Source organism: Pseudomonas sp. GT1P32 (assembly GCF_054897805.1).
Genome location: NZ_CM142704.1, coordinates 2,540,580 through 2,566,654, shown reverse-complemented (window position 1 = coordinate 2,566,654; position 26,075 = coordinate 2,540,580). Strand labels below are relative to the sequence as shown.

Sequence of the window (26,075 nt, the reverse complement as noted above, 5' to 3'; positions counted from 1 at the left end):
TTCGGGTGGCCTTTGTCGTTTCCGGGGTTTGTATCGTTGGTGCCGGCCCCTTCGCGGGCAAGCCTCGCTCCTACAGGTTCTTCGTCGTTTGCCGTACTTGTGATCGACGAAGAGCCTGTAGGAGCGAGGCTTGCCCGCGAAGGCGTACTTACAGACGCCAACCACTTACATGCAAAAACGCGACACGAAAATGTCGCAGATCGGATAGTTCGCCCTCTAACAGTGCGTTTGTCGCTCAAATTCGTTAGGCTAGCCGCCATTTTTGCGTCCGCATCCCACAAGGAAGCTTCGCGCTAAAGGGTCGGTCCTATACGGGTCGACAGCATTTCCCTCACCCATAAGGGAAATCCCTCTCTAAATTCCGATTCAGTAGTGTGGTATTTCCTTAATGAAAGTGTTGAAAGGCCAGGACATCCTGGCACTTGGTTTTATGACGTTTGCCCTGTTCGTCGGGGCTGGCAACATTATCTTCCCGCCTATCGTCGGTTTGCAGTCCGGGCCTCATGTCTGGATGGCGGCGCTGGGCTTTCTGATTACCGCGGTCGGTCTGCCGGTGATCACTGTCGTTGCCCTGGCCAAGGTCGGTGGTGCGATGGATGCCTTGAGCAGCCCGATCGGCAAAGTCGCTGGTGGCTTGCTGGCCGCTGCGTGCTACCTCGCCGTTGGCCCGCTGTTCGCGACGCCGCGCACCGCGACCGTATCGTTCGAAGTGGGCCTGGCGCCGCTGACCGGCGAAAGCCCGCTGGCGCTGTTCCTCTATAGCTCGGTGTACTTCCTGCTGGTGTTCTTCATCTCGCTCTACCCGGGTCGATTGCTGGACACCGTAGGACGTTTCCTCGCGCCGCTGAAGATTATCGCCCTGGCCGCTCTCGGCATCGCCGCTTTCGCGTTGCCGGCCGGTGATATCGGTGTGGCGACACCTGAGTATGTCGCGGCACCGTTTTCCCAGGGCTTCATCAATGGTTATCTAACCATGGATACCCTGGGCGCGCTGGTATTCGGCATCGTGATCGTCAACGCCATCCGCTCCCGTGGCGTGGATTCTCCGGCGCTGATCACCCGTTACGCGATCATTGCCGGGCTGATTGCCGGCGTTGGTCTGGCGCTGGTGTACGTCAGCCTGTTTCGCCTCGGTTCGGGCAGCCATGAAGTGGCCGCCGGTGCGACCAACGGCGCGGCGGTGTTGCACGCCTACGTTCAGCACACCTTTGGGTCCTTGGGCAGTGGTTTCCTTGCCGTGCTGATTTCGTTGGCCTGCCTGGTCACAGCGGTCGGTCTGACGTGTGCCTGTGCCGAATACTTCAGCCGTGTGCTGCCACTGTCCTACAAGACTTTGGTCATCATCCTCGCTGCGTTCTCCCTGCTGGTGTCCAACCTGGGCCTCACCAAGCTGATTGCGTTCTCGATCCCGGTACTCACCGCGATTTACCCGCCGTGCATCGCGCTGGTCGCCCTGAGCTTCTGCAAGGACTTCTGGCACGAACAGGGCCGCATCGTCGGTCCGGTGATGTTGGTGTCGTTCATCTTTGGTCTGATCGACGCGCTCAAGGGCGCGGGTCTGGCGGACTGGATGCCGACGCAATTGGCGCATTTGCCGCTGAGCGAACAAGGCCTGGCGTGGCTGGTGCCGTCGGTCATGACCCTCGTGGTCGCGGTGGTTTGCGATCGCATGCTGGGCAAGCGCGAAGAAGCGCTGGCTTAAGGCGTATCACGGCCCGCCATAAGCGGGTCCTGAGCGAACATGGAAATGCCCCGTATCAATCGATACGGGGCATTTTTTATGCGCGTGAGGCAGTGTCTTTTTCCTTAAGCTAACGTCGAAGCACTACCTGTAGGAGCGAGGCTTGCCCGCGAAGAGGGAGTAACATTCGACCTAATCTTCGACAGGTACACCGCCTTCGCGGGCAAGCCACGCTCCTACAGATTCAACCAACGTCTCACAAGGACCTGCATGTCGTTCATCCACGCCAACCTGATCCACATCCTCGCTGCCATCTGGTTTGTCATCTGCTGGGGCGGCTACACCCGTTATGCGACATGGAAGGGCCGCGACACCGCGTGCCTGGCCAGTGTGTTGCACCTGTACCGCGAAGACTGGATGCGGCGCATGCTGATGCGTGACAACCGCATCGCCGATGCCAGTGTGATCGGCAATCTGGAGCGCAATGCTTCGTTCTTCGCCTCCAGCACACTCATCATCCTGGCCGGTATTCTCACCGTGCTCGGTGCGTCGGAACGGGCGGTGTCATTGTTGGCGGACATCCCGATGGTGCAACAGGCCTCCCAGGGCATGTCGGAGATCAAGTTGCTGTGCCTGGCGCTGGTGTTTGTGTATGCGTTCTTCACGTTCAGCTGGTGCATGCGCCAGTACAACTTCGCTGCGATTCTCGTGGGGTCGGCCCCCATGGTCGGCGAGCGGCATGTTTCCGAGCTGGAGCGTAAAGCCTTTGCCGCACGGGCGGCGCGTGTCATCTCCATGGCCGCCAACCAGTTCAACTTCGGCCTGCGTTCCTATTACTTCGGCATGACCATGCTGGCGTGGTTCGTCAGCCCCTGGTTGTTCATGCTGATGAGCGCTGGCGTGGTGCTGGTTCTGTATCGCCGGGAGTTTCATTCCGACGTTCTCGACGTGATGGTCTATACCCCTACAGAGGCGCCATTGCCCGAGGCGAACCGAGAGGCCGCTTGATGAGTATTCCGTTCTGGTGTGTGTTTATCAGTGCCTTGCTGATCTATGTGGCCCGCATGCCGGTGGCCAGGGCCATGAAAGAGCAGGGCGGTTACGACAATCATCTGCCGCGCCAACAACAGGCACAACTCACGGGGTTTGGCGCTCGCGCGGTGGCAGCTCATCAGAACAGTTTTGAGGCGTTTATATTGTTTGCCGTAGGGGTGTTGATGGCGCACACCACGCAAACGGCGGGGTGGCTGATTGATACGCTGGCAATCATCTTTGTGATTACTCGGGTCATTTACTTAGTGTGCTATTGGAGTGATCTGGCCTGGCAGCGGAGTCTGGTGTGGTTTGTCGGGTTAGTGTGTTCGCTGCTATTGATGATTAGTCCGACTTTTAGAACTATTTTGCTCTAGCAAGACAAATGACAGGCAAAAGAAAACCCGCACTTGGCGGGTTTTCTTTATCACGCTAAAAACTGTTTTAGTTTTTAGGTGCTTCTTTTGCTGCAGCTGCATCCGATTCAGCCTGAGCTTTGGCAGCTTCGGCGTTTTCTTTCGCAGCGTCGTTCACTTTATCCTGAGCTTTGCTCATGTCTTGCTGAGCTTGCTCAGCATGTTTATCGGCTTCTTGAGCTTTGTCCTCGGATTTTTTATCGCAGGCAGCGAGACCGAGGGAAGCGGTCAACATCAAGGCAATAGCTAAAGTCTTACGCATGGGGTGTTTCTCCTGATGGAAAATATCTATCTGGCCTTTCGAGCGTGGACATCAGGGTTAAGTTCCTCAATTCGTTCAGATATATAAGATTATTCCTACGGGAACTTTTACGAATACACCTAATACAATCTCCGAGTACTAAGAAGAGTGTTTATCAGATGGCCGAAAACCCCGTTTTTGAGCGCGCGACACGATTCCTTTCGGCGCTCAGGCATTGCCAGGTACTTGGTTTGCGCGTTCACAGCGCCAGCAGCGACGGACTGACGGTCATCCTGCCGTACAGCCCGCAAATTGTCGGCAACCCGCAGACCGGCGTGATCCATGGCGGGGCATTGACCTCCCTGATGGACACCGCGTGCGGCATGGCCACACTCTGCGTTCTGCCCGAATTCGAAGTCTGCCCGACCCTCGATCTGCGCATCGACTACATGCATGCCGCCGAACCGCATAAGGACGTCTATGGTTTTGCCCAGTGCTACCGGGTCACCACCGACGTGATCTTCGCCCGTGGCTTTGCTTATCAGGACGATCCCGAACAGCCTATCGCCCATGTCGTCGGTACGTTCATGCGCATGGGCAAGGGCGTCAAAGGCACCAAAGGGTTTGGTGGCGCCATTGCCGGAGGTGCGAAATGACCGACAACTTCAAGGAACAACTGCAACAGGCCCATGAACAGGGCGACTATGCCTCGCTGCTGCATCTGATTCCCTACGCCAAACTGATCGGTGTTGAGTGTTCGCGGGTGGGGGATGACCTGCTGTTTCGTCTGCCGGCGAACAAGGACAACATTGGTAACCCTTTACTGCCGGCGATTCACGGCGGCGTCATTGCCGGGTTCATGGAGCTGTCCGCGGCCTTGCACCTGCTGATTTTTACCGGTTCACCGGGTGTGCCGAAGATCATCGATTTTTCCCTCGACTACCTGCGCGCCGGGCAGTTTCGCGATACATGGGCGCGCTGTCAGGTGTGCCGTCAGGGGCGGCGTGTCGCAAACGTGGCAGTGACCGCCTGGCAAAGCACCGAATCCGAACCCATCGCCACGGCCCGCGCCCACTTCAAAATCGATGAGCCCTTGAAATCCTGATCCTCGCCCCCAACTTTGATGACAACCCGCCGCCGACCCTCTAGGTCGCGGCCACTGCCATCTGATTGGAGTTTGATGACCATGAGTGTGGAAACTCAAAAGGAAACCCTGGGCTTCCAGACCGAGGTGAAGCAGCTGCTGCACCTCATGATCCATTCGCTGTATTCCAACAAGGAAATCTTCCTTCGCGAATTGATCTCGAACGCCTCTGACGCTGTCGACAAATTACGTTTCGAAGCCCTGTCCAAGCCTGAGTTGCTGGAAGGTGGCGCCGAACTGAAAATCCGTGTGAGCTTCGACAAGGACGCTAAAACCGTCACCCTCGAAGACAACGGTATCGGCATGAGCCGTGAAGATGCGATCACCCACCTGGGCACCATCGCCAAATCCGGCACCGCCGATTTCATGAAGCACCTGTCTGGCGATCAGAAAAAGGATTCGCACCTGATCGGTCAGTTCGGCGTGGGTTTCTACTCTGCCTTCATCGTCGCCGACAAAGTCGACGTGTTCAGCCGTCGTGCCGGTGCAGCCGCCAGCGAAGGCGTGCATTGGTCGTCGAAGGGCGAAGGTGATTTCGAAGTTGCCACCGTCGAGAAAGCCGAGCGCGGCACCCGCATCGTTCTGCACCTGAAGTCCGGTGAAGACGAGTTCGCCGATGGCTGGCGTCTGCGCAACATCATCAAGAAGTACTCCGACCACATCGCTTTGCCGATCGAGTTGCCGAAAGAAGTGGCAGCCGCAGAAGGTGAAGAGAAGCCGGCTGTTGAGTGGGAAACCGTCAACCGCGCCAGCGCCCTGTGGACCCGTCCTCGCACCGAGATCAAGGACGAGGAATACCAGGAGTTCTACAAGCACATCGCTCACGATTACGAAAACCCGCTGAGCTGGAGCCACAACAAGGTCGAAGGCAAGCTCGAATACAGCTCGCTGCTCTACGTACCGACCCGCGCTCCGTTCGACCTGTACCAGCGTGAAGCGCCGAAAGGCCTGAAGCTGTACGTGCAGCGTGTGTTCGTCATGGATCAGGCTGAGTCGTTCCTGCCGCTGTACCTGCGCTTCATCAAGGGTGTGGTCGACTCCAATGACCTGTCGTTGAACGTGTCGCGGGAAATCCTGCAGAAAGACCCGATCATCGACTCCATGAAGTCGGCGCTGACCAAGCGCGTGCTGGACATGCTGGAGAAACTGGCGAAAAACGAGCCTGAGCAATACAAAGGCTTCTGGAAGAACTTCGGTCAGGTCATGAAAGAAGGCCCGGCAGAAGACTTCGCCAACAAAGAGAAAATCGCCGGCCTGCTGCGTTTTGCGTCCACTCAGGGCGAAGAAGGCGAGCAGGTTGTGGGTCTGGCCGAATACCTGGCTCGCGCCAAGGAAGGTCAGGACAAGATTTACTACCTGACCGGCGAAACCTACGCGCAAGTCAAAAACAGCCCGCACCTGGAAGTCTTCCGCAAGAAAGGCATCGAAGTGCTGCTGCTGACCGACCGCATCGATGAGTGGCTGATGAGCTACCTCAACGACTTCGACGGCAAGAGCTTTGTCGACGTGGCGCGCGGTGACCTCGACCTGGGCAACCTGGACTCGGAAGAGGACAAGAAAGCCGCGGAAGAAGTCGCCAAGTCCAAAGAAGGTCTGGTTGAGCGTCTGAAAACTGCGCTTGGCGAATCCGTTGCTGAAGTGCGGGTTTCCCATCGTCTGACCGACTCCCCGGCGATTCTCGCCATCGGCGAGCAGGACCTGGGCATGCAAATGCGTCAGATCCTGGAAGCCAGCGGTCAGAAGGTTCCGGATTCGAAGCCGATCTTCGAATTCAACCCGGCACACCCGCTGATCGAGAAGCTCGACAACGAGCAGAGCGACGAGCGCTTCGGCGATCTGTCGCACATTCTCTTCGATCAGGCGGCCCTGGCGGCCGGCGACAGCTTGAAAGACCCGGCCGCGTATGTGCGCCGTCTCAACAAGCTGCTGGTTGAACTGTCGGTTTAACGACGTTGTAAAAAAACCCGCTTCGGCGGGTTTTTTTATGACCTGAAATTTTTTGGCTGTGAACCCGATCCTGTAGGAGCCGGCTTGCTGGCGATGGCGATTTCGACGCCGTCATCGCCAGCAAGCCGGCTCCTACAGTAGACCGCACTCCAATGTGGGAGCAGTGATTGCGACTCGGTCTACTGTAGGAGTGAGCCTGCTCGCGATGGCGGCGGCAATAACGCCACAAATCTCAAGGCAGCTCAATACGCTCGCTTTCACCTGGCACCGTCGGCCAATCCCCGGCCGCCCAGCGCCGACGCGCTTCGTCGATAGCCGCCGGATCGCTCGCCACAAAATTCCAGTTAATCCGTCGCGGCCCATCCAGCGGCGCGCCGCCGAACAACACCGCATGACAGTCGCTCTCGGCAAACAACGTCATTTCTTCCCCGGCAGGCAGCACCACTAGCGAGTACGGCTCTATCGGCTCGCCATCGAGCTGCGCCTCACCGCTCAACACATACAACGCCCGCTCTTCATGCTCGGTGGGAATCAGCAGCGTGGTTGCTGTCTGCAGGTTCAGTTCCGCGTACAGCGTAGGAGAAAGCACCGGCACCGGCGATTCCAGGCAAAAGCCTGACCCGGCGATCATCCGGATCTTCACGCCAAGGTTATCGCTGACCGGCAGTGTGGCTGCCGGGTGATGGCTGTAGTGGCCCGGGCCTTGCTCATGATCCTTGGGCGATGCCAGCCAGATCTGCAAACCGTGCATCGTGAAACCGCTGGCCTTCAGGGCTTCGGGCGTGCGCTCGACATGGGCAATGGCGCTGCCAGCGGTCATCCAGCTGACGTCGCCGGCCTCCACCACCTGATCGGAGCCGAGGCTGTCCTTGTGCTGGATTTGCCCTTGGAACAGGTAGGTGAGGGTGGAGAGGCCAATGTGCGGGTGCTGACGAATGTTCATGCCTTTGCCCGCTGGATAAACGGTTTCGAGCATATGGTCAAAAAACACAAAAGGCCCGACGCTGCGGCATTTGGCTGACGGCAACGGGCGAAAAATCGGTTGGCCTTCGACATCTTCGGCGCGGGGGCGAATCACGAGCGGAGTGTTCATGGTGCATTCCAGGCTGAGCGGGTGACGCGTGGAGCATAACCCGCTTGCCCGAGCCTTGCCGCTATTGGCTGAACGCGCCTTCGGACAGATGGGTTTCGATGCTGACTTCGCTGGTGGTCATCAACTTGTGGATCGGGCAGCGGTCGGCCACGCGGTGCAACTCATCGCGCTGGGCGTCGGTGAGTACACCCTTGAGGGTCAGTTTGACGTGCAGGGCGTATTTGCCTTTTTGCTCCTGGCTGTTGTCGCGCTTGACCTCTACGCCAACGCCTGTCAGCGGGATGTCTTTTTTCTTCGCGTAGAGCTTCAGGGTCAGGGCCTTGCATGCGCCCAGCGCGGCATCGAAGTAGTCGTGTGGCTCAGGCGCCGAGCCTTCGCCGCCGGACGATGTCGGCACATCGGCGAAGAGTTCGTGGTCATCGATTTGTACGCTGTGGCGAAAACCTTCGGCGGAAACGGTATTGACGGTGACTGTCATGGGGAACCTCGGCAGTAGGAAAAGTCATTCGATCAAAAAAGACCTTGAAGGTATAGAGCATTCCTTCTTTGACGCGTTCCACTTTCTTGCCAAGGGGATCTTGGTCCTGGTTTCGGGGCGAAGTCTGTGGCATGCGATGGTTTTTTTTGGTGTACATATCCATTTCTGCGGTAATGGCCACCATTGGTTTCGCTTTTACAGCGAGTCACTTGGAAGAGCCCCAAGTAACCAAGGGCTCTTGCCCCTTTCGTTCGGTGCCTCGCTAATGCTCGGCATGCCCTCGCTCCGGTCCTGCTCCGTGGGCCCGCCGCCATCGGCCATCCCTGGCCGGGGGCGGCTAACCCGGCATCCATGCCGGGTTGCCCACTGCGCAGAACCTCCACTCGGCCTCTCGAGGGGGCGACCACCGCCACAGCCGCCGAGGCGGCCTGAAAGCCGACCTGGCTCTTTGGTGTACGCGTTCCCTCATTCCGGACATGTACACGGATCCCCTGTAGGAGCCGGCTTGCTGGCGATGGCGTCCGTCCAGCCAATACATACGTTGACTGACCCACCGCTATCGCCAGCAAGCCGGCTCCTACAGTTGATCGTATTTATCCAAACACAGATGCATTTCACTTGTAGGAGCCAGCTTGCTGGCGATGGCATCCGTCCAGTCAATGCACACGTCGACTGACCCACCGCCATCGCCAGCAAGCCGGCTCCTACAGGGGATCGCGTTAGCTTTTGATTTTCACCACTCATCAGGCCGAGCGTTAGCTCGCCTTCAGCTTTTGATCTTGAGGTACACGCCCCCTCGAGAGGCCGAGCGCAGGTTCTGCGCAGTGGGCAACCCGGCATGGATGCCGGGTTAGCCGCCCCCGGCCATGGATGGCCGATGGCGGCGTGCCCACGGAGCAGGACCGGAGCGAGGGTATGCCGAGCCACAGCGAGGCACCGAACGAAAGGGGCAAGAGCGCTTGGTTACTTGGCGCTTCTCCAAGTGACTCGCTGTAAGAGCGAAACCAATAGCCGCCATCACCGCAGAAACGGATATGTACACCATCAAAAAAACCATCGCCCAACACAGAACCTTCACCGGCAAGCCGGTCTCGCTCCTACAGGTTTGAGCCGCTACTTTTTCAAGTCGAAAAAAAGCCCCGCAATTGCGGGGCTTTTTCGTATCACTGCGGATCAGCTGCCTTTGACAGCCTTGCCGTTGACCTTGCCGTCGAGGAGCATGATGTTGTACTCCTTGCCGTCGGTTTCGACCTGTTGCAGGCGAACCAGCAGGTAATCCCAATCCTTGGCGAACCACAGCACGGTGATGCGCTTGCTTTGTGTCGGGTCGCGCACGCGCTCGACCTTGATCGCGTCGATCTGGCCAGCCTTGGTGTCGACTTTTTCCGAACCCAGCACGCGGAAGTCATAAGTATCGACTTCACCATCATCGACTACCTGATAACTCATGCTTTTCTTGCCGGCGGCCACATCATGCTGCAGGGCCAACTGGTAAGTGGATTTGTCGACCATGCCGCGGTTGAGCGGGATCTTGACCGCGTCGCCGCGATCGGTGCCGGTGACCATTTTGGTGGTCCAGTCGAAATCCAGGTCAGCCTTCTTGGATTTGCCCAGGCCGCCGCGCTCAAAGTGGTAGGACTGTGGCAGCAGGGTGTCCTTGTCCAGGGTCAGCGTGCTTTCTTCGGTCAGGCTGGCGATCATCATCGATGCCTTGAAGCTGAGCTTCCAGACGCCGTTGGCTTCCTTGGTCAGGCTGCGCTCGGCGGTGCCGCTCATGGGCAACTGCTTCCAGTCGGCGGTGTAGCTGGCGGAGAAGGGTTGAAGTTCCGCAGCCTGCGCGAAAGGCAGGGCAAGCAGAGCGCAAGCGAAGAGCAGGGCGCGACGCATAAAATCTCCTAGGTTCGAATCAAGTGGCCACTGGCCGCGAGTAACTTGCCATCCAGTAAAGCACCTTGTTCACCGAGTGATAAGCGACCTTCTGCAAACCAGCGTACGGCCATCGGGTAGATCAGGTGTTCCTGGGTGTGAACTCGCTGCGCCAGACTCTGCGGCGAATCGTGCAACTCTACCGGTATTACTGCCTGTACGACCAGTGGTCCGCCATCGAGTTCCTCGGTGACAAAGTGCACGGAACAGCCGTGTTCAGTATCGCCGGCCTCCAGCGCGCGCTGATGAGTGTGTAACCCTTTGTATTTGGGCAGCAGCGAGGGATGGATGTTGAGCAGGCGACCCGCGTAGTGACGCACGAAATCAGCGCTGAGGATGCGCATGAAACCGGCCAGGACCACGAGTTTGGGATTGAAAGCGTCGATCAGTTCGATCAGCGCGGCATCGAAGGCTTCGCGGCCTTCGAAAGCCTTGTGATCCAGGGAGCGGGTGTCGATACCCGCGTCCCTGGCGCGTTGCAGGCCGTAGGCATCGGCGCGGTTGGATATCACCGCAGCGATGCGGACCGGGCTGTCGCCGGTCCGCGTGCTGTCGATCAGGGCCTGCAAGTTACTGCCGGTGCCGGACAACAGCACCACCACATCACAGGTGACGGACATTAATGAGCCTTGAGGTTCTTCAGTTCAACCTGGGCCGCGCCTTCGGCAGCGGTGGCGATCTGACCGATGACCCAAGGCTGCTCGCCAGCTTCACGCAGTACGTTCAGCGCGGTTTCAACGTGCTCTTGAGCCACGCAGATCACCATGCCGACGCCGCAGTTCAGTACGCGGTGCATTTCGTTTTCGTCGACGTTGCCTTTCTCTTGCAGCCAGTCGAACACGGCAGGGCGGTTCCAGCTCGCCACGTCAACCACCGCTTGAGCGCCTTTTGGCAGCACGCGCGGGATGTTGTCCAGCAGGCCGCCACCGGTGATGTGGGCCATGGCTTTGACCGCGCCGGTTTCCTTGATCAGCTTCAACAGCGGCTTCACGTAGATGCGGGTCGGGGCCATCAGCAGGTCGGTCAGCGGTTTGCCGTCGAGCTGGATGTTTTCGATGTCGGCACCGGAGACTTCGATGATCTTGCGGATCAGCGAGTAGCCGTTGGAGTGCGGGCCGGAAGACGGCAGGGCGAGCAGGGCATCGCCGGCAGCGACTTTCGAACCGTCGATGATTTCGGATTTCTCCACGACGCCGACGCAGAAACCGGCCAGGTCGTAGTCTTCGCCTTCGTACATGCCAGGCATTTCAGCGGTTTCGCCGCCGACCAGGGAGCAGCCGGACAGTTCGCAGCCTGCGCCGATACCGGTCACGACCTGGGTCGCGGTTTCAACGTTGAGTTTGCCGGTGGCGTAGTAGTCGAGGAAGAACAGCGGCTCGGCGCCGCAGACCACCAGGTCGTTCACGCACATGGCCACCAGGTCGATGCCGATGCTGTCGTGTTTGTTCAGGTTCAGCGCCAGGCGCAGCTTGGTGCCGACGCCGTCGGTGCCGGAAACCAGCACAGGCTGCTTGTAGCCGGCCGGGATTTCGCAGAGGGCGCCGAAACCGCCCAGGCCGCCCATGACTTCCGGGCGCGCAGTGCGCTTGGCGACGCTCTTGATGCGTTCGACCAATGCTTCACCGGCGTCGATGTCTACACCGGCGTCCTTGTAGCTCAGGGAGGGTTGCTTGCTCATGATCCAGGCCTTTAGGGGGGATTCAGGGGTAACGACCGGGTCCAGTGGGACTGTCGGAACAGACGAAGGCGAGTGCCATGCGCGCTATTCCGACACTGCCCGGCTGTTGCCGGTCTGCGAAGGCGCGCGATTTTATCAGGCTTGAGGGGCAGCGGCCATCCTCAGGCCGACAGCAGGGGCATATCGATACAAAAAAACCATAATTGCCCGTGTTGGTCGCGTCCCGCTTGGCTGTATAAGGTATCGCGATTATCCGTCTATCGTTATGGCAGTGCGAAAAACTTAACCGGGACGTGTGAATGTTTTGCGTCGGGCGATGGTCACAGCCTTGCTCGATTGTCTTCATGCGGTCAGTTCCAGCCGCTCTTGTCGTCAGGAATCCTCCATGCGTTTTTTCAGATCATTGTTTGTGGGTTGTTTGTCCCTGGTCAGCCTGGCGAGTCATGCTGAAACCGTAAAAGGCCTTTATCAGGTGCGCGAGCCAGTCACCAGTCAGGCGCCTGAAGAGCGCGATCAAGCCACCCAGCGCGCGCTCGACACGCTGGTGTTGCGCCTGACCGGCGATCCCAAGGCGGCGCAAAGTCCGGGGTTGGCGGCCGTCCGCAAGGACCCGCAGCAGATCATCAGTCAGTACGGCTTCGACGCCGGCCCGCCGGAAGTGCTGAAAGTCGATTTCGACCCGGCGTCCACGGAACAGGCGTTGCGCCGTGCCGGGCTGTCGCTGTGGGGGGCAAACCGGCCGTCGATCCTCGGTTGGTGGTTGAATGATTCCACCGAAGGTTCGAGCCTGGTCGGTGATGGTCAGGCCTCTGCTGCGCCGCTGCGTCGCGCCGCACAGCATCGTGGTCTGCCGCTGCGTCTGCCATTGGCGGACTTGAGTGAGCAATTGGTCGCCACCGCACCGAATCTGGAAGGTACGGATGCAGCGCCACTGCGCGGTGCATCGGAACGTTACAACGCCGATGCCTTGCTGGCGGTGCATGCCCGGGAAGAGGGCGGTCAGTGGCAGGCCAAATGGCATTTGTGGCTGGGCGATCAGAAGGAGGCGGGCAGCGTGCAGGGCGCGGATCAGGCCGCTGTGGCTGACGCGGTACTGCTGGCGGTCAGTCAGCGTCTGGCGCCACGGTTTGTGGTCAAGCCAGGAGCTTCGGGTGAGCAGCTGCTGGAAGTGCAGGGCATGAACCTTGAGCACTATGCAACGCTCGGGCGTTTGCTTGAGCCGTTTGGCGCGCGCCTGCAAAGTGTTGACGGTAACCGTATTCTCTACCGGGTCAATGGCAGCGCCGAGCAGTTGCGCTCGCAGTTGTCGCTGGCGAAGTTGCAGGAGATTCCGGCGGGTGAGGCGCCGGCTGCGACGGCGCCTGTTCAGCCGGTGGTCCAGGGTTCGGCGCCCGCTGTTGCGCCAATGCCTGCACCGGTGCCGCAATTGCGTTTCCGTTGGTAAGGTTCTCTTTCTTTATATAGATGCATATGGAGTGGTACATGGCCGATACGCGGCGTTGGTTCTGGTTGGGTGGAGTGGTTCTGCTCTGCGCGTTTATCTGGCTGTTGCATCCGATTCTGACGCCGTTCCTGGTGGCGCTGCTGTTGGCCTACTTGTTCGACCCGCTGGTGGATCGCCTGGAAAAGGCCGGGCTCTCGCGGACCTGGGGCGTGGTGGCGGTGTTCGCGTTGTTCTCTTTGATTTTCACCACGTTGTTGCTGGTGCTGGTGCCGATGCTCGCCAAGCAGTTGTTTCGCTTGTATGAGCTGGCGCCACAGATGCTCGACTGGTTGCAGCACACTGCATTGCCGTGGGCGCAATCGAAGTTCGGGTTATCGGATGGTTTCTGGAAATTCGACAAACTCAAAGCGGCGATCAGCGAGCACATGGGCCAGACCACCGACATTGTCGGCATCGTGTTGAGTCAGGCGACCGCTTCCGGCCTTGCGTTGATCGGTTGGCTGGCCAATCTGGTGCTGATCCCGGTGGTGAGCTTTTACCTGCTGCGGGACTGGGACGTGATGATGGCCAAGATCCGCAGCCTGTTACCCCGCGCTCGTGAAGAGCGCGTCGTGATTCTGGCCGGCGAATGCCATGAAGTGCTGGGGGCGTTCGTACGCGGGCAATTGCTGGTCATGGTGGCGTTGGGTGTGATCTATTCGGCGGGCCTGATGCTGGTCGGGCTCGAGCTGGGGTTGCTGATCGGGATGATCGCCGGCCTGGCCGCGATTGTGCCGTACATGGGGTTTGTCATCGGGATTGGCGCGGCGTTGATTGCCGGTCTGTTCCAGTTTGGTGGCGACCTGTACCCGATGATTGGCATCGTTGTGGTGTTCATGGTCGGCCAGGCGCTGGAAGGCATGGTGCTGACGCCGTTGCTGGTGGGCGACCGGATCGGCCTGCATCCGGTGGCGGTGATCTTCGCGATTCTGGCCGGCGGTGAGCTGTTCGGTTTTACCGGCGTGCTGCTGGCGCTCCCGGTAGCGGCGGTGATCATGGTTCTTGTGCGCCATGTTCATGATTTGTATAAAGATTCTGATATCTACAGTGGCATCGATGAACCTGAGCTGTAAGGTTCGCTGATGGTCCGTCACGGGCGGCCTGGTTCAGTGCCAGGCTGGCCCGTATCCCTTGCGCGGCTGTCACATGCGCCGCCAAAGAAACTGTCATAAAACCGGTGCGATAACGCAAACCTTTGATTTTGCTTATGGTCTGTCGCATTGTGCGGTCAGCGTCACGGGTATAAACTTCGCAAACTTTACACAGAGGCCACTAACGGTTCCTTTGGAACTGTTCAGTCAGCATGAAACCGATTCAGCTGCCCCTAGGTGTGCGTCTGCGTGATGACGCTACCTTTATCAATTACTACCCAGGCGCCAATGCCGCTGCACTCGGCTATGTCGAGCGGCTTTGCGAAGCCGACGCCGGCTGGACCGAAAGCCTGATTTATCTCTGGGGCAAGGACGGGGTAGGGCGTACGCATCTGCTGCAGGCGGCCTGTCTGCGCTTTGAACAGTTGGGGGAGCCGGCGGTGTACCTGCCGTTGGCCGAGCTGCTGGATCGCGGTATCGAAATCCTCGACAACCTCGAACAATACGAACTGGTCTGCCTCGACGACTTGCAAGCGGTTGCCGGGCGCGCGGATTGGGAAGAGGCGTTATTCCATCTGTTCAATCGCCTGCGTGACAGCGGTCGGCGCTTGCTGATTGCAGCATCGACCTCGCCGCGTGAGTTGCCGGTGAAGCTGGCGGACCTGAAATCCCGTCTGACCCTGGCGCTGATCTTCCAGATGCGTCCGCTGTCCGACGAAGACAAATTGCGTGCCTTGCAACTGCGTGCATCCCGTCGCGGCCTGCACCTGACCGACGAAGTCGGGCATTTTATTTTGACTCGCGGTACTCGCAGCATGAGCGCGCTGTTCGAGCTGCTTGAGCGTCTCGATCAGGCCTCCCTTCAAGCTCAGCGCAAGCTGACCATTCCGTTCCTGAAAGAAACGTTAGGCTGGTAAGGCCCAGGTTTTTCAGGGGTTGCGGCATATTTCAGGCGCCACAAAATCCGCTTTCCTGCACGGGGCAGGCTGCGCGAGCGTCTAAATGGGGCTTAAGCGCTTAGATGTAAACGCGAAACCAAGAAGTCACATAAAGTTCGATTGAATTTGCAAATGAGGTTGATAGCGGGCATAGTCTCGGCTTCTTTACAACTATCAGCCACGGTCGTGCCCATGCTAAATCGCTTCGCACCCCTCGTGCCTCTCGCACTCGTCACCCTGTTGTTCGGTTGCGCTGCTCACTCTCCAGTGTCCCAGCAAGAGCAACAACAGCAGGTTAAAAATTCAGTTACCGCGCAATCTTCTTCCGTTCTTTTCCAGGAAGAGCTGGCCACCGATAAAGAACTGGCAGACTTCGCCGACGGCAAGTCCTATCAGCTTCCGGTTCTGGCCGACAGCATCCTCGAGCGTGGCATGTCCCTGATCGGTACCCGTTACCGTTTCGGCGGCACCTCCGAGGCTGGCTTCGATTGCAGCGGCTTCATCGGTTATCTGTTTCGTGAAGAGGCCGGCATGAACCTGCCGCGCTCCACTCGCGAAATGATCAACGTTGACGCGCCACTGGTTTCCCGTAGCGCGCTCAAGCCGGGCGATCTGCTGTTCTTCGCCACCAATGGTCGCCGCGGTCGTGTCAGTCACGCCGGGATCTACCTGGGTGACAACCAGTTCATCCACTCCAGCAGCCGCAAAAGCGGTGGTGTCCGGGTCGATAGTCTGGGCGACAGCTACTGGAGCAAGACCTTCATCGAAGCCAAGCGCGCACTCGCGATGGCCCCGACTGTGGTCACGGCACGCAAGTAATTGTCCAGCCTGTCGCCACATCAGTGGCGGCAACGGCCTCTCTGCAACAGAGTAGGCGGACAGTTTGTAAGGCGAACTTAAAGTCTTACTTGAAGTTTGCCGCGTACCCGCTAGAATCCTGATCTATTATTGATGGCAAACCGCCTGCGTCCTGCGCAGGCGGTTTTCTTTTCTGCCCTTCCGGTGGAAAAAGCCGCAGCCAGATCAGGATGTTCTGCTTATGACGATGTCGGCCCGCCTCGCACTCATGTTCTTCGCAGCGCTGCTTAGTGCTTGCGCCAGCCGCACACCGCCACCTGCGCCGGTGGTTCGCGCACCCATTGTCTTCGGCTCCGCGCAACCCTTTTCGCCTGAGGCGGAAGACGTGTTGTTTCGCGCCTTGGGCCTCGTGGGCACGCCTTATCGTTGGGGCGGCAATACGCCAGATTCCGGGTTCGATTGCAGTGGCCTGATCGGTTATGTCTACCGTGACGTGACGGGCATTTCCCTGCCGCGCACCACGCGCGAGATGATCAGCATGCAGGCAGCCAATGTCGGCAAGGAAGGCTTGCAAACCGGCGACCTGGTTTTCTTCGCCACCAATGGCGGCTCCCAGGTCAGTCATGCCGGGATCTACGTTGGCGAAGGCCGTTTCGTCCATGCGCCAGCCACTGGCGGCACGGTGAAGCTCGACAGCTTGTCCAAGGCGTATTGGCAGAAAGCTTACCTGAGCGCCAAGCGTGTTCTGCAACCCGAGCATTTGGCGCGTAACCCCTAGTTCGCAGAGGTCGTCATGACCGCCCGCACACTCAATCTCGACGATTCCCTGTATCAATACCTGCTCGACGTTTCCCTTAGGGAAACGCCGCCGCTCAAGCGTTTGCGCGATGAAACCCAGGCGCTGCCGATGGCGCGCTGGCAGGTGGCGCCGGAGCAGGGGCAGTTCCTCGCATTGCTGGTAAAACTCACCGGCGCGAGGCGCTTGCTGGAAGTCGGCACCTTCACCGGTTACAGCGCGTTGTGCATGGCGGCGGCATTGCCGGATGACGGTTCGCTGATTTGCTGTGATATCCCCGGCGACTACAACGCCACGGCGCTCCGTTACTGGAAGGACGCGGGCGTTGCCGAACGAATTGACCTGCGCCTGGCGCCCGCGCTGGAAACCCTGGCTGGGCTGGATCAACCCGGGCAATTCGATTTTATTTTCATTGATGCCGACAAGGCCAACTATCCGGCCTACCTGGAGCACGCGTTGCGTCTGCTGCGCGTCGGTGGTCTGGCGGTGTTCGATAACACCCTGTGGAGTGGGCGGGTGCTGGAGCCGAATCCCGAAAGCGCAGACACCCGCGCTATTCAGGCGCTCAATCGCGCCTTGAAGGATGACTCGCGTGTGGATCTGTCGCTGTTGCCGCTGGGCGATGGATTGACCCTCTGCCGCAAGCGATAAACCCTGACACCAATCAACTGTGGGAGCGGGCTTGCTCGCGAAAGCGGTGTGTCAGTCAAATTTAAATCGAATGACACACCGCTTTCGCGAGCAAGCCCGCTCCCACATTGGTTATGTGTATGCCGGTTACTTAACTGCCGACACCCGCCACACCTTATTCCCCACATCATCCGCCACCAGCAAATCCCCCTGCTGATCAATCACCACACCCACCGGCCGGCCCATGGCTTTTTCCTCGTCATTGAGGAAGCCCGTGAGCACGTCAATCGGTTTACCGTTCGGTTTGCCAGCATTGAACGGCACAAAAATCACTTTGTAACCACTGTGCGGCTTGCGGTTCCATGAACCATGCTGGCCAATGAACGCGCCTTCCTTGAATTGCGCTGGCAGTCTGTTGCCTTCAGCGAACGTCAGGCCCAGTGAGGCGGTATGCGGGCCGACCGCGTAGTCCGGAGCAATGGCCTTGGCCACCAGGTCCGGGTTTTGTGGCTCGACGCGAATGTCGATGTGCTGGCCGTAATAGCTGTAAGGCCAGCCGTAGAACCCGCCGTCCTTCACCGAAGTGATGTAGTCCGGCACCAGGTCGCTGCCGATTTCATCCCGCTCGTTGACGGCTGTCCAGAGCGCGCCACTGTGCGGCTCCCAGGCCAAACCATTTGGATTGCGAATCCCCGAGGCGAAAATCCGATGGTTGCCGGTGGCGCGATCCACTTCCCAGATTGCCGCGCGACCTTCTTCCTGATCCATGCCGTTTTCGGCGACGTTGCTATTGGAGCCCACCGTGACGTACAGCTTGCTGCCGTCTTTGCTGGCGATGACGTTTTTCGTCCAGTGGTGATTCAGCGTGCCACCCGGCAGATCAACCACTTTGATCGGCGGCGACTTGATGGCCGTGGCGCCGTCCTCGTAGTGAAATCGCAGCAAGCGGTCCGTGTCGGCGACATACAGGTCATTACCGACCAGCGTCATGCCGAAGGGCGAATTGAGGTTTTCCAGAAACACTGTGCGGGTTTCGGCGATGCCGTCGTGGTCCTTGTCTCGCAGCAACGTGATGCGGTTCGGGCTCGGGACGCCGGCACCAGCGCGCCCCATGACTTTCTTCATGACCCAGCCTCTAACGCCTTTGCCATCATCGGGTTTGGGCGGCGCATTGGTTTCGGCGACGAGCACGTCGCCATTCGGCAGCACGTACAACCAACGCGGGTGATCGAGGTTTTCAGCAAATGCCGCCACTTGCGTTCCCGCTGCCGCTGTGGGTTTTGCGCCGTTCGGCCAGCCGATTGCCGGGGCGATGTTCACTGTCGGGATCAGGGTCTTGTTCGGTTCTGGCAGTCGAGGGGACGGGCCGGTGCCGTCGGAGACTTTCAGGGTGGAGGTCTCGCCGCAGGCGGCGAGCCCTCCTGTGAGGGCGATGACGAGAACGAGCCGGGGCTTGTGCATGCTGATCTTCCCTATAAATGCAGTGACCTGATCAATAGAGAAGTGCAAACCCGCGATGGTTCAACCGGTCAGCCGCTTGCTTCCTTGAACAGTACGGCGATGCCGGGATGATAGTTGCCCGCTTCGTTGCGCAACTTGCGGTAGGCGTAGGGGAAATACCAGGCGACCGCGCAGGTGTGTTCCTTTTGCAGGTCGTCGACCATGTCCTGGAGTTCTTCCGGCGTGGCGCCGTGCTGGGCCTTTTGTGGAGCGACGAACAGGCAGCCGAGTTTGAGGTCGCTGGCGTAGCTGATGCGCTTGGCGTCGCTGGTGATATCGGCCAGGGCCTGGGTCAGGTTCAAGCTGTTGACCCGTGGCCAGCGTTGCGTGGCTTGAAGGTAGGCGCGCTCCTCACTGGAGGCGATGAACAGGTCGGCGCGGGCGTTGCGTTCGCCTTCCTCGTTTTGTTTGCGGGTGGGTGTGTTCTGCAGCGTGACCATTTCCGCCATCCACGCGGCAGCCGAGAGCAAGCCGAGGTTGGCTTTTTCGTCGTACCAGTAAGGCGTGTCGTTATCGCCGCGCACCGCGTTGTAGCGGTCGATACAGTCAAACCAGCGCTCCAGCACCGGGCGCAGGAATTCCAGCTTCGGATTGCTGATGGTCATGCCTTGCATGTGGCTCACCCTTGTTATTGTGTTGTCAGGTTGTGGCGCTTTGATATCACTGCTAGGAGTGTGGCACAAGATTGGCGTCATTTTATTGATCGACGGCAGTTATTCGCCCGACGGTCTCCCGGCTTTAATTGACGCTCCACCCCCAACCCTCTAACCTTCGCGGCTTGTTTCAGGTGCTCTGTGGCGTCGGTCGACAGAGTGAAACAGGGAAGCCGGTGAGTGCGCTCGTTCAACCCATGAACAACCACGATCCCGGCGCTGCCCCCGCAACGGTAAATGAGTGAAGGCTGCGCCTTGAGCCACTGTGTCGAATGTCGATATGGGAAGGCGCGCAGTCAGGCGAAACGCCGCTCATGAGCCCGGAGACCGGCCTGATCCATTCAGCGGCATCACGGTGGGCGATGCCAGGCTTCTTGCCGTCTATTCTTGTGCCTGCCCGCCGTTATCCAGCCTCAACGGAGAGCTCCCCCATGACTGATACTCCCGATCGTGACGAACGCCATCTGGCGCGCATGCTGCGCAAAAAAGCCGTGATCGACGAACGCATCGCCAATTCCCCGAATGAATGCGGCCTGCTGCTGGTGCTGACCGGCAACGGCAAGGGCAAAAGCAGCTCGGCCTTCGGCATGCTCGCCCGCTCGATGGGCCACGGCATGCAGTGCGGCGTGGTGCAGTTCATCAAGGGGCGCAGCAGCACGGGCGAAGAGTTGTTCTTCCGCCGCTTCCCGGAGCAGGTGCGTTTTCATGTGATGGGCGAGGGCTTTACCTGGGAAACCCAGGACCGCCAGCGTGACATCGCCGCCGCCGAAGCCGCGTGGGAAGTGTCCCGCGAACTGTTGCGCGATCCGTCGATCGGCCTGGTGGTGCTCGATGAACTGAACATCGCCCTCAAGCACGGCTACCTCGACCTCGATCAGGTGCTCAGCGACTTGCAGGCGCGTCCGCCGATGCAACACGTGGTCGTCACGGGTCGCGGCGCCAAGCCGGAAATGATCGAACTGGCCGACACCGTCACTGAAATGGGCGTCATCAAGCACGCCTTCCAGGCCGGGATCAAAGCGCAAAAAGGCGTCGAGCTGTGAATCAACCACGTCATTGCCCGGCGGTCTTGATTGCCGCGCCGGCCTCCGGTCAGGGCAAGACCACCGTCACCGCCGCGCTGGCCCGTTTGCATCGCAATCAGGGACGCAAGGTGCGCGTGTTCAAATGCGGCCCGGACTTTCTCGACCCGATGATTCTCGAACGTGCCAGCGGTGCGCCGGTGTATCAACTGGACATGTGGATGGTCGGCGAGGAGGAAAGTCGTCGATTGTTGTGGGAAGCCGCCGGTGAAGCGGATCTGATCCTGATCGAAGGTGTCATGGGCCTGTTCGACGGCACGCCGTCCAGCGCCGATCTGGCGCGGCACTTCGGTGTGCCGGTGCTCGGGGTGATCGACGGCACGGCGATGGCGCAGACCTTTGGTGCGCTGGCGTTGGGGCTGGCGAAGTATCAGCCGGACTTGCCGTTCGCCGGCGTGCTGGCAAACCGCGTGGGCACCTTGCGCCATGCGCAATTGCTTGAAGGCAGCCTCACGGAAGGCTTGCGTTGGTACGGCGCGTTGTCCCGGGAAACCGGGATCGAGCTGCCGAGCCGGCATCTTGGTCTGGTGCAAGCCAGCGAGCTGAACGACCTCGACCTGCGCCTCGATGCTGCGGCCGAATCGCTGGCCAACAGCTGCGACGTTACGCTGCCGCCGCCTGTGGAATTCGCCGCTCCAGAAGTGAATGCCGCCGAGCCGTTGCTGGCCGGTGTCCGAATCGCCGTGGCCCGTGATGAGGCGTTCGCTTTCACCTACGGCGCGAGCCTGGATTTGCTCCGGGCCATGGGCGCCGAATTGTCATTCTTCTCGCCGATCCGCGACACGCAATTGCCGGAGGCTGACAGTCTCTATCTGCCGGGCGGCTACCCGGAATTGCACCATGTGGCGCTGTCTCGGAATACTCAAATGCTCAACGCCATCCGCGCTCATCACGCGGCGGGTAAGCCGTTGCTGGCCGAGTGTGGCGGCATGTTGTATTTGCTCGATTCGTTGACCGATGTCGAAGGCACGCGGGCGGAGCTGGTTGGTTTGCTGACCGGTGATGCAGTGATGCAGAAACGATTGGCGGCGCTGGCGTTGCAGGCGGTTGACTTGCCGGAAGGTTCGCTGCGCGGGCACACCTATCACCATTCGTTGACCAGCACCGAGCTGGAGCCGATTGCTCGCGGCCTGAGCCCGAATGGCGGACGCGGGGCGGAGGCGGTTTATCGTGAGGGGCGGATGACCGCTTCTTACGTGCATTTTTATTTTCCGTCGAATCCGACTGCGATTGCCGCGTTGTTTGCGCCTGACCTTCAGACCGCCTTCGCGAGCAGGCTCACTCCTACAGTTGACCGTGTATTACCTGAAGAAATGCAAATCCCTGTGGGAGCGAGCCTGCTCGCGAAGAGGCCATGACCGACAACGCATTCAGTCAGGCCGAACGGGAAGCGGTTTATCGCGCGATAGCCGAACGCCGCGACATGCGCCACTTCAGCGGCGGCACCGTCGAGCCTGAGTTGCTCCGGCGTCTGCTCGACGCCGCGCACCATGCGCCAAGCGTCGGCTTGATGCAGCCCTGGCGGTTCATCCGCATCAGTGACCGGGCCCTGCGCAGCAAGATTCAGTTGCTGGTGGAAGAGGAACGCATGCGCACCGCCGAAGCCCTCGGCGAGCGCACCGACGAATTCATGAAGCTGAAAGTCGAAGGCATCAACGACTGCGCCGAGGTGCTGGTCGCTGCGCTGATGGACGATCGCGAGCGGCACATCTTTGGCCGTCGCACCTTGCCGGAAATGGACATGGCGTCGTTGTCCTGCGCGATCCAAAACCTGTGGCTGGCGTCCCGTGCCGAAGGACTCGGCATGGGCTGGGTCTCTTTGTTCGAGCCGCAAGCCCTGGCCGACCTGCTGGGCTTGCCCGCCGGGGCCAAGCCTTTGGCTGTTCTTTGCCTGGGCCCGGTCAAGGAATTCTATCCGGCGCCGATGCTGGTACTCGAAGGCTGGGCGCAAGCGCGCCCGCTCAGTGAAATGCTGTACGAAAATTATTGGGGAGTGAGTCAATGAGTGTGGCGTTGTTGAGTGTCGCCGCAGTTGCGCTGGATGCGCTGCTGGGTGAACCCAAACGCTGGCATCCGCTGGTGGCGTTCGGCCGTTTTGCCGACCGCATCGAGCAACGTTTCAATGGTGGCGGGCGCGGCTGGCGCAGCCACGGCGTCACGGCATGGGTGATTGCGGTGTTGCCGCTGACCTTGCTGGCTACGGCGTTTTCCTGGGCGCCTTACGTTGGCTGGGTCGTCGAGATTCTCGCGCTCTATTGCGCCCTTGGCCTGCGCAGTCTCGGTGAACACGTCGAGCCGGTCGCCAAGGCGCTGCGCAGTGATGATCTGGAGGAGGCGCGCACACGCGTCGGCTATCTGGTCAGTCGCCAGACCAGCGAACTGGATCAAACCGAAGTGGCCCGTGCCGCTACCGAATCGGTGTTGGAGAACGGCAGCGACGCGGTGTTTGCCGCGCTGTTCTGGTTTGCCGTGGCCGGTGCGCCCGGCGTGGTGCTCTACCGATTGAGCAATACGCTGGATGCGATGTGGGGCTATCGCAACGAACGCTTCGAACGGTTTGGCTGGGCGGCGGCGAAAATCGACGACGTGCTCAACTACATTCCGGCGCGGCTGGTGGCATTGACCTACGCGCTGCTGGGCAAAACCCGACTTGCACTGAAATGCTGGCGCACCCAGGGCCCGACCTGGGACAGCCCGAACGCCGGGCCGGTGATGGCTGCGGGGGCCGGTGCGCTGGGTGTCGAGTTGGGTGGGGCGGCGATTTATCAAGGTGAATTGCATCAGCGTCCGCAGCTGGGCGAAGGCGTGCCGGCGGACGCCGACTCCATCGACCGTGGCTGGCAATTGGTCCAGCGCGGGGTATGGTTATGGCTGCTGATTCTCTGCGTGGGAGCTGAATTCTATGCTTGAACACGGTGGACGGTTGCGCAAGGCCGCGCTCGAATACGGCATCGCCGAAGCCGATTGGCTTGACCTGTCCAGCGGCCTCGCGCCCTGGCCGTTTCCGGTCCCGGACATTCCGTTGCGCGCCTGGGCGCGGTTACCGGAAACCGATGACGGTCTGGAGCAGGCCGCCTGTGATTATTACGGCGCCGCGCAGGTGCTGCCGGTGGCCGGTTCGCAAATGGCGATCCAGTTGCTGCCGCGTTTGCGGCGGGTCGGCAAGGTTGGCGTGCTGTCGCCGTGTTACGCCGAGCACGCCGAAGCCTGGCGTCGCAACGGTTACATCGTGCGTGAAGTGCTGGAGCAGGAAGTCGACTTCTTCCTCGACAGTCTCGATGTGCTGGTGGTGGTCAACCCGAACAATCCGACGGGCTTGAGCCTGACCCCGAGCCGTCTGCTCGACTGGCATTCCAGACTGGCGCAGCGCGGCGGCTGGCTGGTGGTCGACGAAGCCTTCATGGACAACACGCCGCAGCTGAGTCTGGCGCCATGTGCCCATATGGTGGGCTTGATCGTGCTGCGTTCCTTCGGCAAGTTTTTTGGTCTGGCCGGGGTGCGCTTGGGCTTCGTACTGGCGGAGCGCAAGTTGCTCAAGTTGCTCGCCGAACAAGTCGGACCCTGGGCCGTCAGCGGGCCGACCCGCGTGTTGGGGCAAGCCTGCCTGCAGGATACCGAAGGCCACGCCAGGCAGCGTCTGCGTACCGAAGAAGCCAGCAAACGGCTGGCGCTGTTGCTTGAAGAACACGGCTTCAAACCTCAAGGCGGTTGCGCGTTGTTTCAATGGCTGGTGACCGAGTGCGCCGAAGAGCTGCATGAGTTCATGGCCCGGCGCGGCATCCTGCTGCGGTTGTTCACCCACAACAGCAGTCTGCGTTTCGGCCTGCCCGGCGAAGAAGCCGACTGGACCCGTCTCGCGCAAGCGTTTACAGATTACGCCAAGGAAAGCCGATGACTACGCTGATGGTGCAAGGCACTACATCGGACGCCGGTAAAAGCACGCTGGTGACGGCGTTGTGTCGCTGGGTCACGCGGCAGGGCGTGCGCGTGGTGCCGTTCAAGCCGCAGAACATGGCGCTCAACAGCGCCGTGACCGCTGACGGTGGCGAGATCGGCCGTGCGCAAGCCGTGCAGGCTCAGGCCGCCAACCTCGAACCGCACACCGACATGAACCCGGTATTGCTCAAACCCAACAGCGACACCGGCGCTCAGGTGATCATCCATGGGCGCGCCGTCACGACCATGAGCGCGGTCGCCTATCACGACTACAAAGCCATCGCCATGCAAGCGGTGCTGGCCTCCCATGCGCGACTGAGCGCGGTGTACCCAGTGGTCATGGTCGAAGGCGCAGGCTCTCCGGCCGAGATCAATCTGCGCGCCGGCGACATCGCCAACATGGGGTTCGCCGAGGCAGTGGATTGCCCTGTTGTATTGATCGCCGACATCAATCGCGGCGGGGTATTCGCGCATCTGGTAGGCACCCTCGAACTGCTGTCGCCGAGCGAGCAGGCACGGATCAAAGGCTTCATCATCAACCGTTTTCGCGGCGACATTGCGCTGCTGCAACCGGGCCTCGACTGGCTGGAAGCGCGTACCGGCAAACCGGTGATTGGCGTTCTGCCGTACGTGATGGACCTGCACCTGGAAGCCGAGGACGGCATTGATCAACGCCAGACCGACAAGGCCGATCAAGTGCTCAAAGTGGTGGTGCCGGTGTTACCGCGCATCAGCAACCACACCGACTTCGATCCGCTGCGCCTGCACCCGCAAGTCGACCTGCAATTCATCGGCCCCGGCCAGGCGATTCCGCCCGCTGACTTGATCATTCTTCCTGGCTCGAAAAGCGTGCGCAGCGACCTTGCGTTTCTGCGTGCCAACGGCTGGGAAACTGCCATCGCCCGCCATCTGCGCTACGGCGGAAAAGTCCTGGGAATTTGCGGCGGCCTGCAAATGCTCGGCGAGCAGGTGCACGATCCGTTGGGCCTTGAAGGTGCGCCGGGCTCCAGCGCCGGTTTGGGCTTGCTGGCGTTCGAAACGCAACTGGAAGAAGAGAAGCAGTTGCGCAATGTGCGCGGGCGTCTGGCGCTGGAAGATGCGCCGGTCAGCGGCTACGAAATTCATGCCGGCGTCACCACCGGCCCGGCATTGGAAAACGCCGCCGTGCAGCTCGACGATGGCCGGTGCGATGGCGCGCAAAGTGGCGACGGGCAGATTTTCGGCACCTACCTGCATGGTCTGTTTGAATCGCCGGCGGCGTGCAGTGCGCTGTTGCGCTGGGCGGGTTTGCAGGATGTACAGGAAGTGGATTATCACGCGCTGCGTGAGCGAGATATCGAGCGGTTGGCGGATCTGGTGGAGAAGCATCTGGATACCCGATTGCTGCGTCAGCTCTGCGGGATTTGAGGTGGCTGTTCCGGCCCCTTCGCGGGCAAGCCTCGCTCCTACCAAACCGGGAGCTACACAAACCCGTAGGAGCGAGGCTTGCCCGCGAAGAGGCCCGCCATCACACCGCACATTTTAAGGAATGA

26 protein-coding genes and 1 riboswitch are annotated in these 26,075 nt (G+C 60.0%); of the genes, 18 read left to right on the top strand and 8 right to left on the bottom strand.

The window, feature by feature from the left end; all coding sequences use genetic code 11:
• The first annotated feature begins 388 nt into the window (after positions 1-388).
• The 3 genes from brnQ (at position 389) to ACYZUC_RS11730 (ending at position 3,090) form a co-directional block, all read left to right on the top strand.
• Entirely contained in the window at positions 389-1,702 is a 1,314-nt protein-coding gene (gene brnQ / locus ACYZUC_RS11740) for a branched-chain amino acid transport system II carrier protein (RefSeq protein ID WP_192417000.1), read from the top strand.
• 249 nt (positions 1,703-1,951) lie between these two features.
• Entirely contained in the window at positions 1,952-2,689 is a 738-nt protein-coding gene (locus tag ACYZUC_RS11735) for a DUF599 domain-containing protein (protein WP_008032675.1), read from the top strand.
• The gene (locus ACYZUC_RS11730) at positions 2,689-3,090 is read left to right on the top strand and encodes an MAPEG family protein (protein WP_461995845.1); all 402 of its coding nucleotides are present in this window, start codon (positions 2,689-2,691) and stop codon (positions 3,088-3,090) included. The genes ACYZUC_RS11735 and ACYZUC_RS11730 overlap by 1 nt, the downstream gene beginning before the upstream one ends.
• A gap of 67 nt (positions 3,091-3,157) precedes the next feature.
• On the opposite strand, the gene ACYZUC_RS11725 is transcribed toward ACYZUC_RS11730, so the two are convergent.
• Positions 3,158-3,391, bottom strand: a complete 234-nt coding sequence (locus ACYZUC_RS11725; RefSeq protein WP_008039236.1) for a hypothetical protein — start codon at positions 3,389-3,391, stop codon at positions 3,158-3,160.
• A gap of 158 nt (positions 3,392-3,549) precedes the next feature.
• Here ACYZUC_RS11725 and ACYZUC_RS11720 point away from each other — a divergent pair, with 158 nt between their 5' ends.
• The 3 genes from ACYZUC_RS11720 to htpG all read left to right on the top strand — a co-directional run bounded on the left by ACYZUC_RS11720 (position 3,550) and on the right by htpG (position 6,461).
• Entirely contained in the window at positions 3,550-4,026 is a 477-nt protein-coding gene (locus ACYZUC_RS11720) for a PaaI family thioesterase (RefSeq protein WP_008032683.1), read from the top strand.
• Positions 4,023-4,475, top strand: a complete 453-nt coding sequence (locus ACYZUC_RS11715) for a PaaI family thioesterase (RefSeq protein WP_008039225.1) — start codon at positions 4,023-4,025, stop codon at positions 4,473-4,475. Before ACYZUC_RS11720 ends, ACYZUC_RS11715 begins: the two co-directional genes overlap by 4 nt.
• A gap of 81 nt (positions 4,476-4,556) precedes the next feature.
• Entirely contained in the window at positions 4,557-6,461 is a 1,905-nt protein-coding gene (gene htpG, locus ACYZUC_RS11710) for a molecular chaperone HtpG (RefSeq protein ID WP_461995842.1), read from the top strand.
• A 232-nt stretch (positions 6,462-6,693) separates the two neighbouring features.
• Here the strand turns inward: htpG and ACYZUC_RS11705 are convergent, their stop codons facing one another.
• The 5 genes from ACYZUC_RS11705 to purM all read right to left on the bottom strand — a co-directional run bounded on the left by ACYZUC_RS11705 (position 6,694) and on the right by purM (position 11,636).
• Positions 6,694-7,554 carry a pirin family protein gene (locus tag ACYZUC_RS11705; protein WP_461995840.1) on the bottom strand — a complete coding sequence of 287 codons (861 nt, stop codon included), beginning with the start codon at positions 7,552-7,554 and terminating at the stop codon, positions 6,694-6,696.
• A gap of 61 nt (positions 7,555-7,615) precedes the next feature.
• Positions 7,616-8,032, bottom strand: a complete 417-nt coding sequence (locus ACYZUC_RS11700; RefSeq protein ID WP_461995838.1) for an OsmC family protein — start codon at positions 8,030-8,032, stop codon at positions 7,616-7,618.
• Positions 8,033-9,205: 1,173 nt separating this feature from the next.
• Positions 9,206-9,919 (bottom strand): DUF3108 domain-containing protein, encoded by a 714-nt coding sequence (locus ACYZUC_RS11695; protein ID WP_008033516.1) that lies wholly within the window; start codon positions 9,917-9,919, stop codon positions 9,206-9,208.
• An 8-nt stretch (positions 9,920-9,927) separates the two neighbouring features.
• Positions 9,928-10,578 carry a phosphoribosylglycinamide formyltransferase gene (gene purN, locus ACYZUC_RS11690; protein ID WP_008039219.1) on the bottom strand — a complete coding sequence of 217 codons (651 nt, stop codon included), beginning with the start codon at positions 10,576-10,578 and terminating at the stop codon, positions 9,928-9,930.
• Entirely contained in the window at positions 10,578-11,636 is a 1,059-nt protein-coding gene (gene purM / locus ACYZUC_RS11685; RefSeq protein ID WP_008033526.1) for a phosphoribosylformylglycinamidine cyclo-ligase, read from the bottom strand. Before purM ends, purN begins: the two co-directional genes overlap by 1 nt.
• Before the next feature lie 385 nt (positions 11,637-12,021).
• Between purM and ACYZUC_RS11680 the strand changes: the two genes are divergently transcribed.
• From ACYZUC_RS11680 to ACYZUC_RS11655, 6 genes are all read left to right on the top strand, one after another.
• Positions 12,022-13,080: a DUF2066 domain-containing protein gene (locus tag ACYZUC_RS11680; protein ID WP_461995835.1), complete on the top strand. Its 1,059-nt coding sequence runs from the start codon at positions 12,022-12,024 to the stop codon at positions 13,078-13,080.
• 38 nt (positions 13,081-13,118) lie between these two features.
• On the top strand, positions 13,119-14,192 hold the full coding sequence (locus ACYZUC_RS11675; protein ID WP_461995833.1) for an AI-2E family transporter: 1,074 nt from the start codon (positions 13,119-13,121) through the stop codon (positions 14,190-14,192).
• A gap of 230 nt (positions 14,193-14,422) precedes the next feature.
• Positions 14,423-15,127, top strand: a complete 705-nt coding sequence (gene hda / locus ACYZUC_RS11670) for a DnaA regulatory inactivator Hda (RefSeq protein WP_008033543.1) — start codon at positions 14,423-14,425, stop codon at positions 15,125-15,127.
• A gap of 213 nt (positions 15,128-15,340) precedes the next feature.
• On the top strand, positions 15,341-15,967 hold the full coding sequence (locus tag ACYZUC_RS11665) for a C40 family peptidase (RefSeq protein ID WP_008033546.1): 627 nt from the start codon (positions 15,341-15,343) through the stop codon (positions 15,965-15,967).
• 220 nt (positions 15,968-16,187) lie between these two features.
• Positions 16,188-16,724 carry a C40 family peptidase gene (locus tag ACYZUC_RS11660; RefSeq protein ID WP_008033547.1) on the top strand — a complete coding sequence of 179 codons (537 nt, stop codon included), beginning with the start codon at positions 16,188-16,190 and terminating at the stop codon, positions 16,722-16,724.
• Positions 16,725-16,739: 15 nt separating this feature from the next.
• The gene (locus ACYZUC_RS11655) at positions 16,740-17,393 is read left to right on the top strand and encodes an O-methyltransferase (protein ID WP_461995830.1); all 654 of its coding nucleotides are present in this window, start codon (positions 16,740-16,742) and stop codon (positions 17,391-17,393) included.
• Positions 17,394-17,519: 126 nt separating this feature from the next.
• On the opposite strand, the gene ACYZUC_RS11650 is transcribed toward ACYZUC_RS11655, so the two are convergent.
• Complete coding sequence (locus tag ACYZUC_RS11650; RefSeq protein ID WP_461995828.1) at positions 17,520-18,833, bottom strand: PQQ-dependent sugar dehydrogenase; 1,314 nt, start codon at positions 18,831-18,833, stop codon at positions 17,520-17,522.
• Positions 18,834-18,901: 68 nt separating this feature from the next.
• On the bottom strand, positions 18,902-19,486 hold the full coding sequence (locus ACYZUC_RS11645; protein ID WP_461995826.1) for a hypothetical protein: 585 nt from the start codon (positions 19,484-19,486) through the stop codon (positions 18,902-18,904).
• A 154-nt stretch (positions 19,487-19,640) separates the two neighbouring features.
• A riboswitch (cobalamin riboswitch) is annotated at positions 19,641-19,875 on the top strand.
• Positions 19,876-19,956: 81 nt separating this feature from the next.
• On the opposite strand from ACYZUC_RS11645, the gene cobO reads away from it, so the two are divergent.
• Genes cobO through ACYZUC_RS11615 form a run of 6 tightly spaced genes read left to right on the top strand, consistent with a single transcriptional unit; the run spans position 19,957 to position 25,950 of the window.
• Positions 19,957-20,568, top strand: a complete 612-nt coding sequence (cobO, locus tag ACYZUC_RS11640) for a cob(I)yrinic acid a,c-diamide adenosyltransferase (protein ID WP_008033559.1) — start codon at positions 19,957-19,959, stop codon at positions 20,566-20,568.
• Positions 20,565-21,965 (top strand): cobyrinate a,c-diamide synthase, encoded by a 1,401-nt coding sequence (locus ACYZUC_RS11635; RefSeq protein WP_461995824.1) that lies wholly within the window; start codon positions 20,565-20,567, stop codon positions 21,963-21,965. Before cobO ends, ACYZUC_RS11635 begins: the two co-directional genes overlap by 4 nt.
• Entirely contained in the window at positions 21,962-22,612 is a 651-nt protein-coding gene (bluB, locus tag ACYZUC_RS11630) for a 5,6-dimethylbenzimidazole synthase (RefSeq protein ID WP_461995822.1), read from the top strand. The genes ACYZUC_RS11635 and bluB overlap by 4 nt, the downstream gene beginning before the upstream one ends.
• Positions 22,609-23,517, top strand: a complete 909-nt coding sequence (cbiB, locus tag ACYZUC_RS11625) for an adenosylcobinamide-phosphate synthase CbiB (protein WP_461995820.1) — start codon at positions 22,609-22,611, stop codon at positions 23,515-23,517. Before bluB ends, cbiB begins: the two co-directional genes overlap by 4 nt.
• Entirely contained in the window at positions 23,510-24,502 is a 993-nt protein-coding gene (cobD, locus tag ACYZUC_RS11620; protein WP_461995818.1) for a threonine-phosphate decarboxylase CobD, read from the top strand. Before cbiB ends, cobD begins: the two co-directional genes overlap by 8 nt.
• Positions 24,499-25,950, top strand: a complete 1,452-nt coding sequence (locus tag ACYZUC_RS11615; protein WP_461995816.1) for a cobyric acid synthase — start codon at positions 24,499-24,501, stop codon at positions 25,948-25,950. The genes cobD and ACYZUC_RS11615 overlap by 4 nt, the downstream gene beginning before the upstream one ends.
• Positions 25,951-26,075 lie beyond the last annotated feature (125 nt).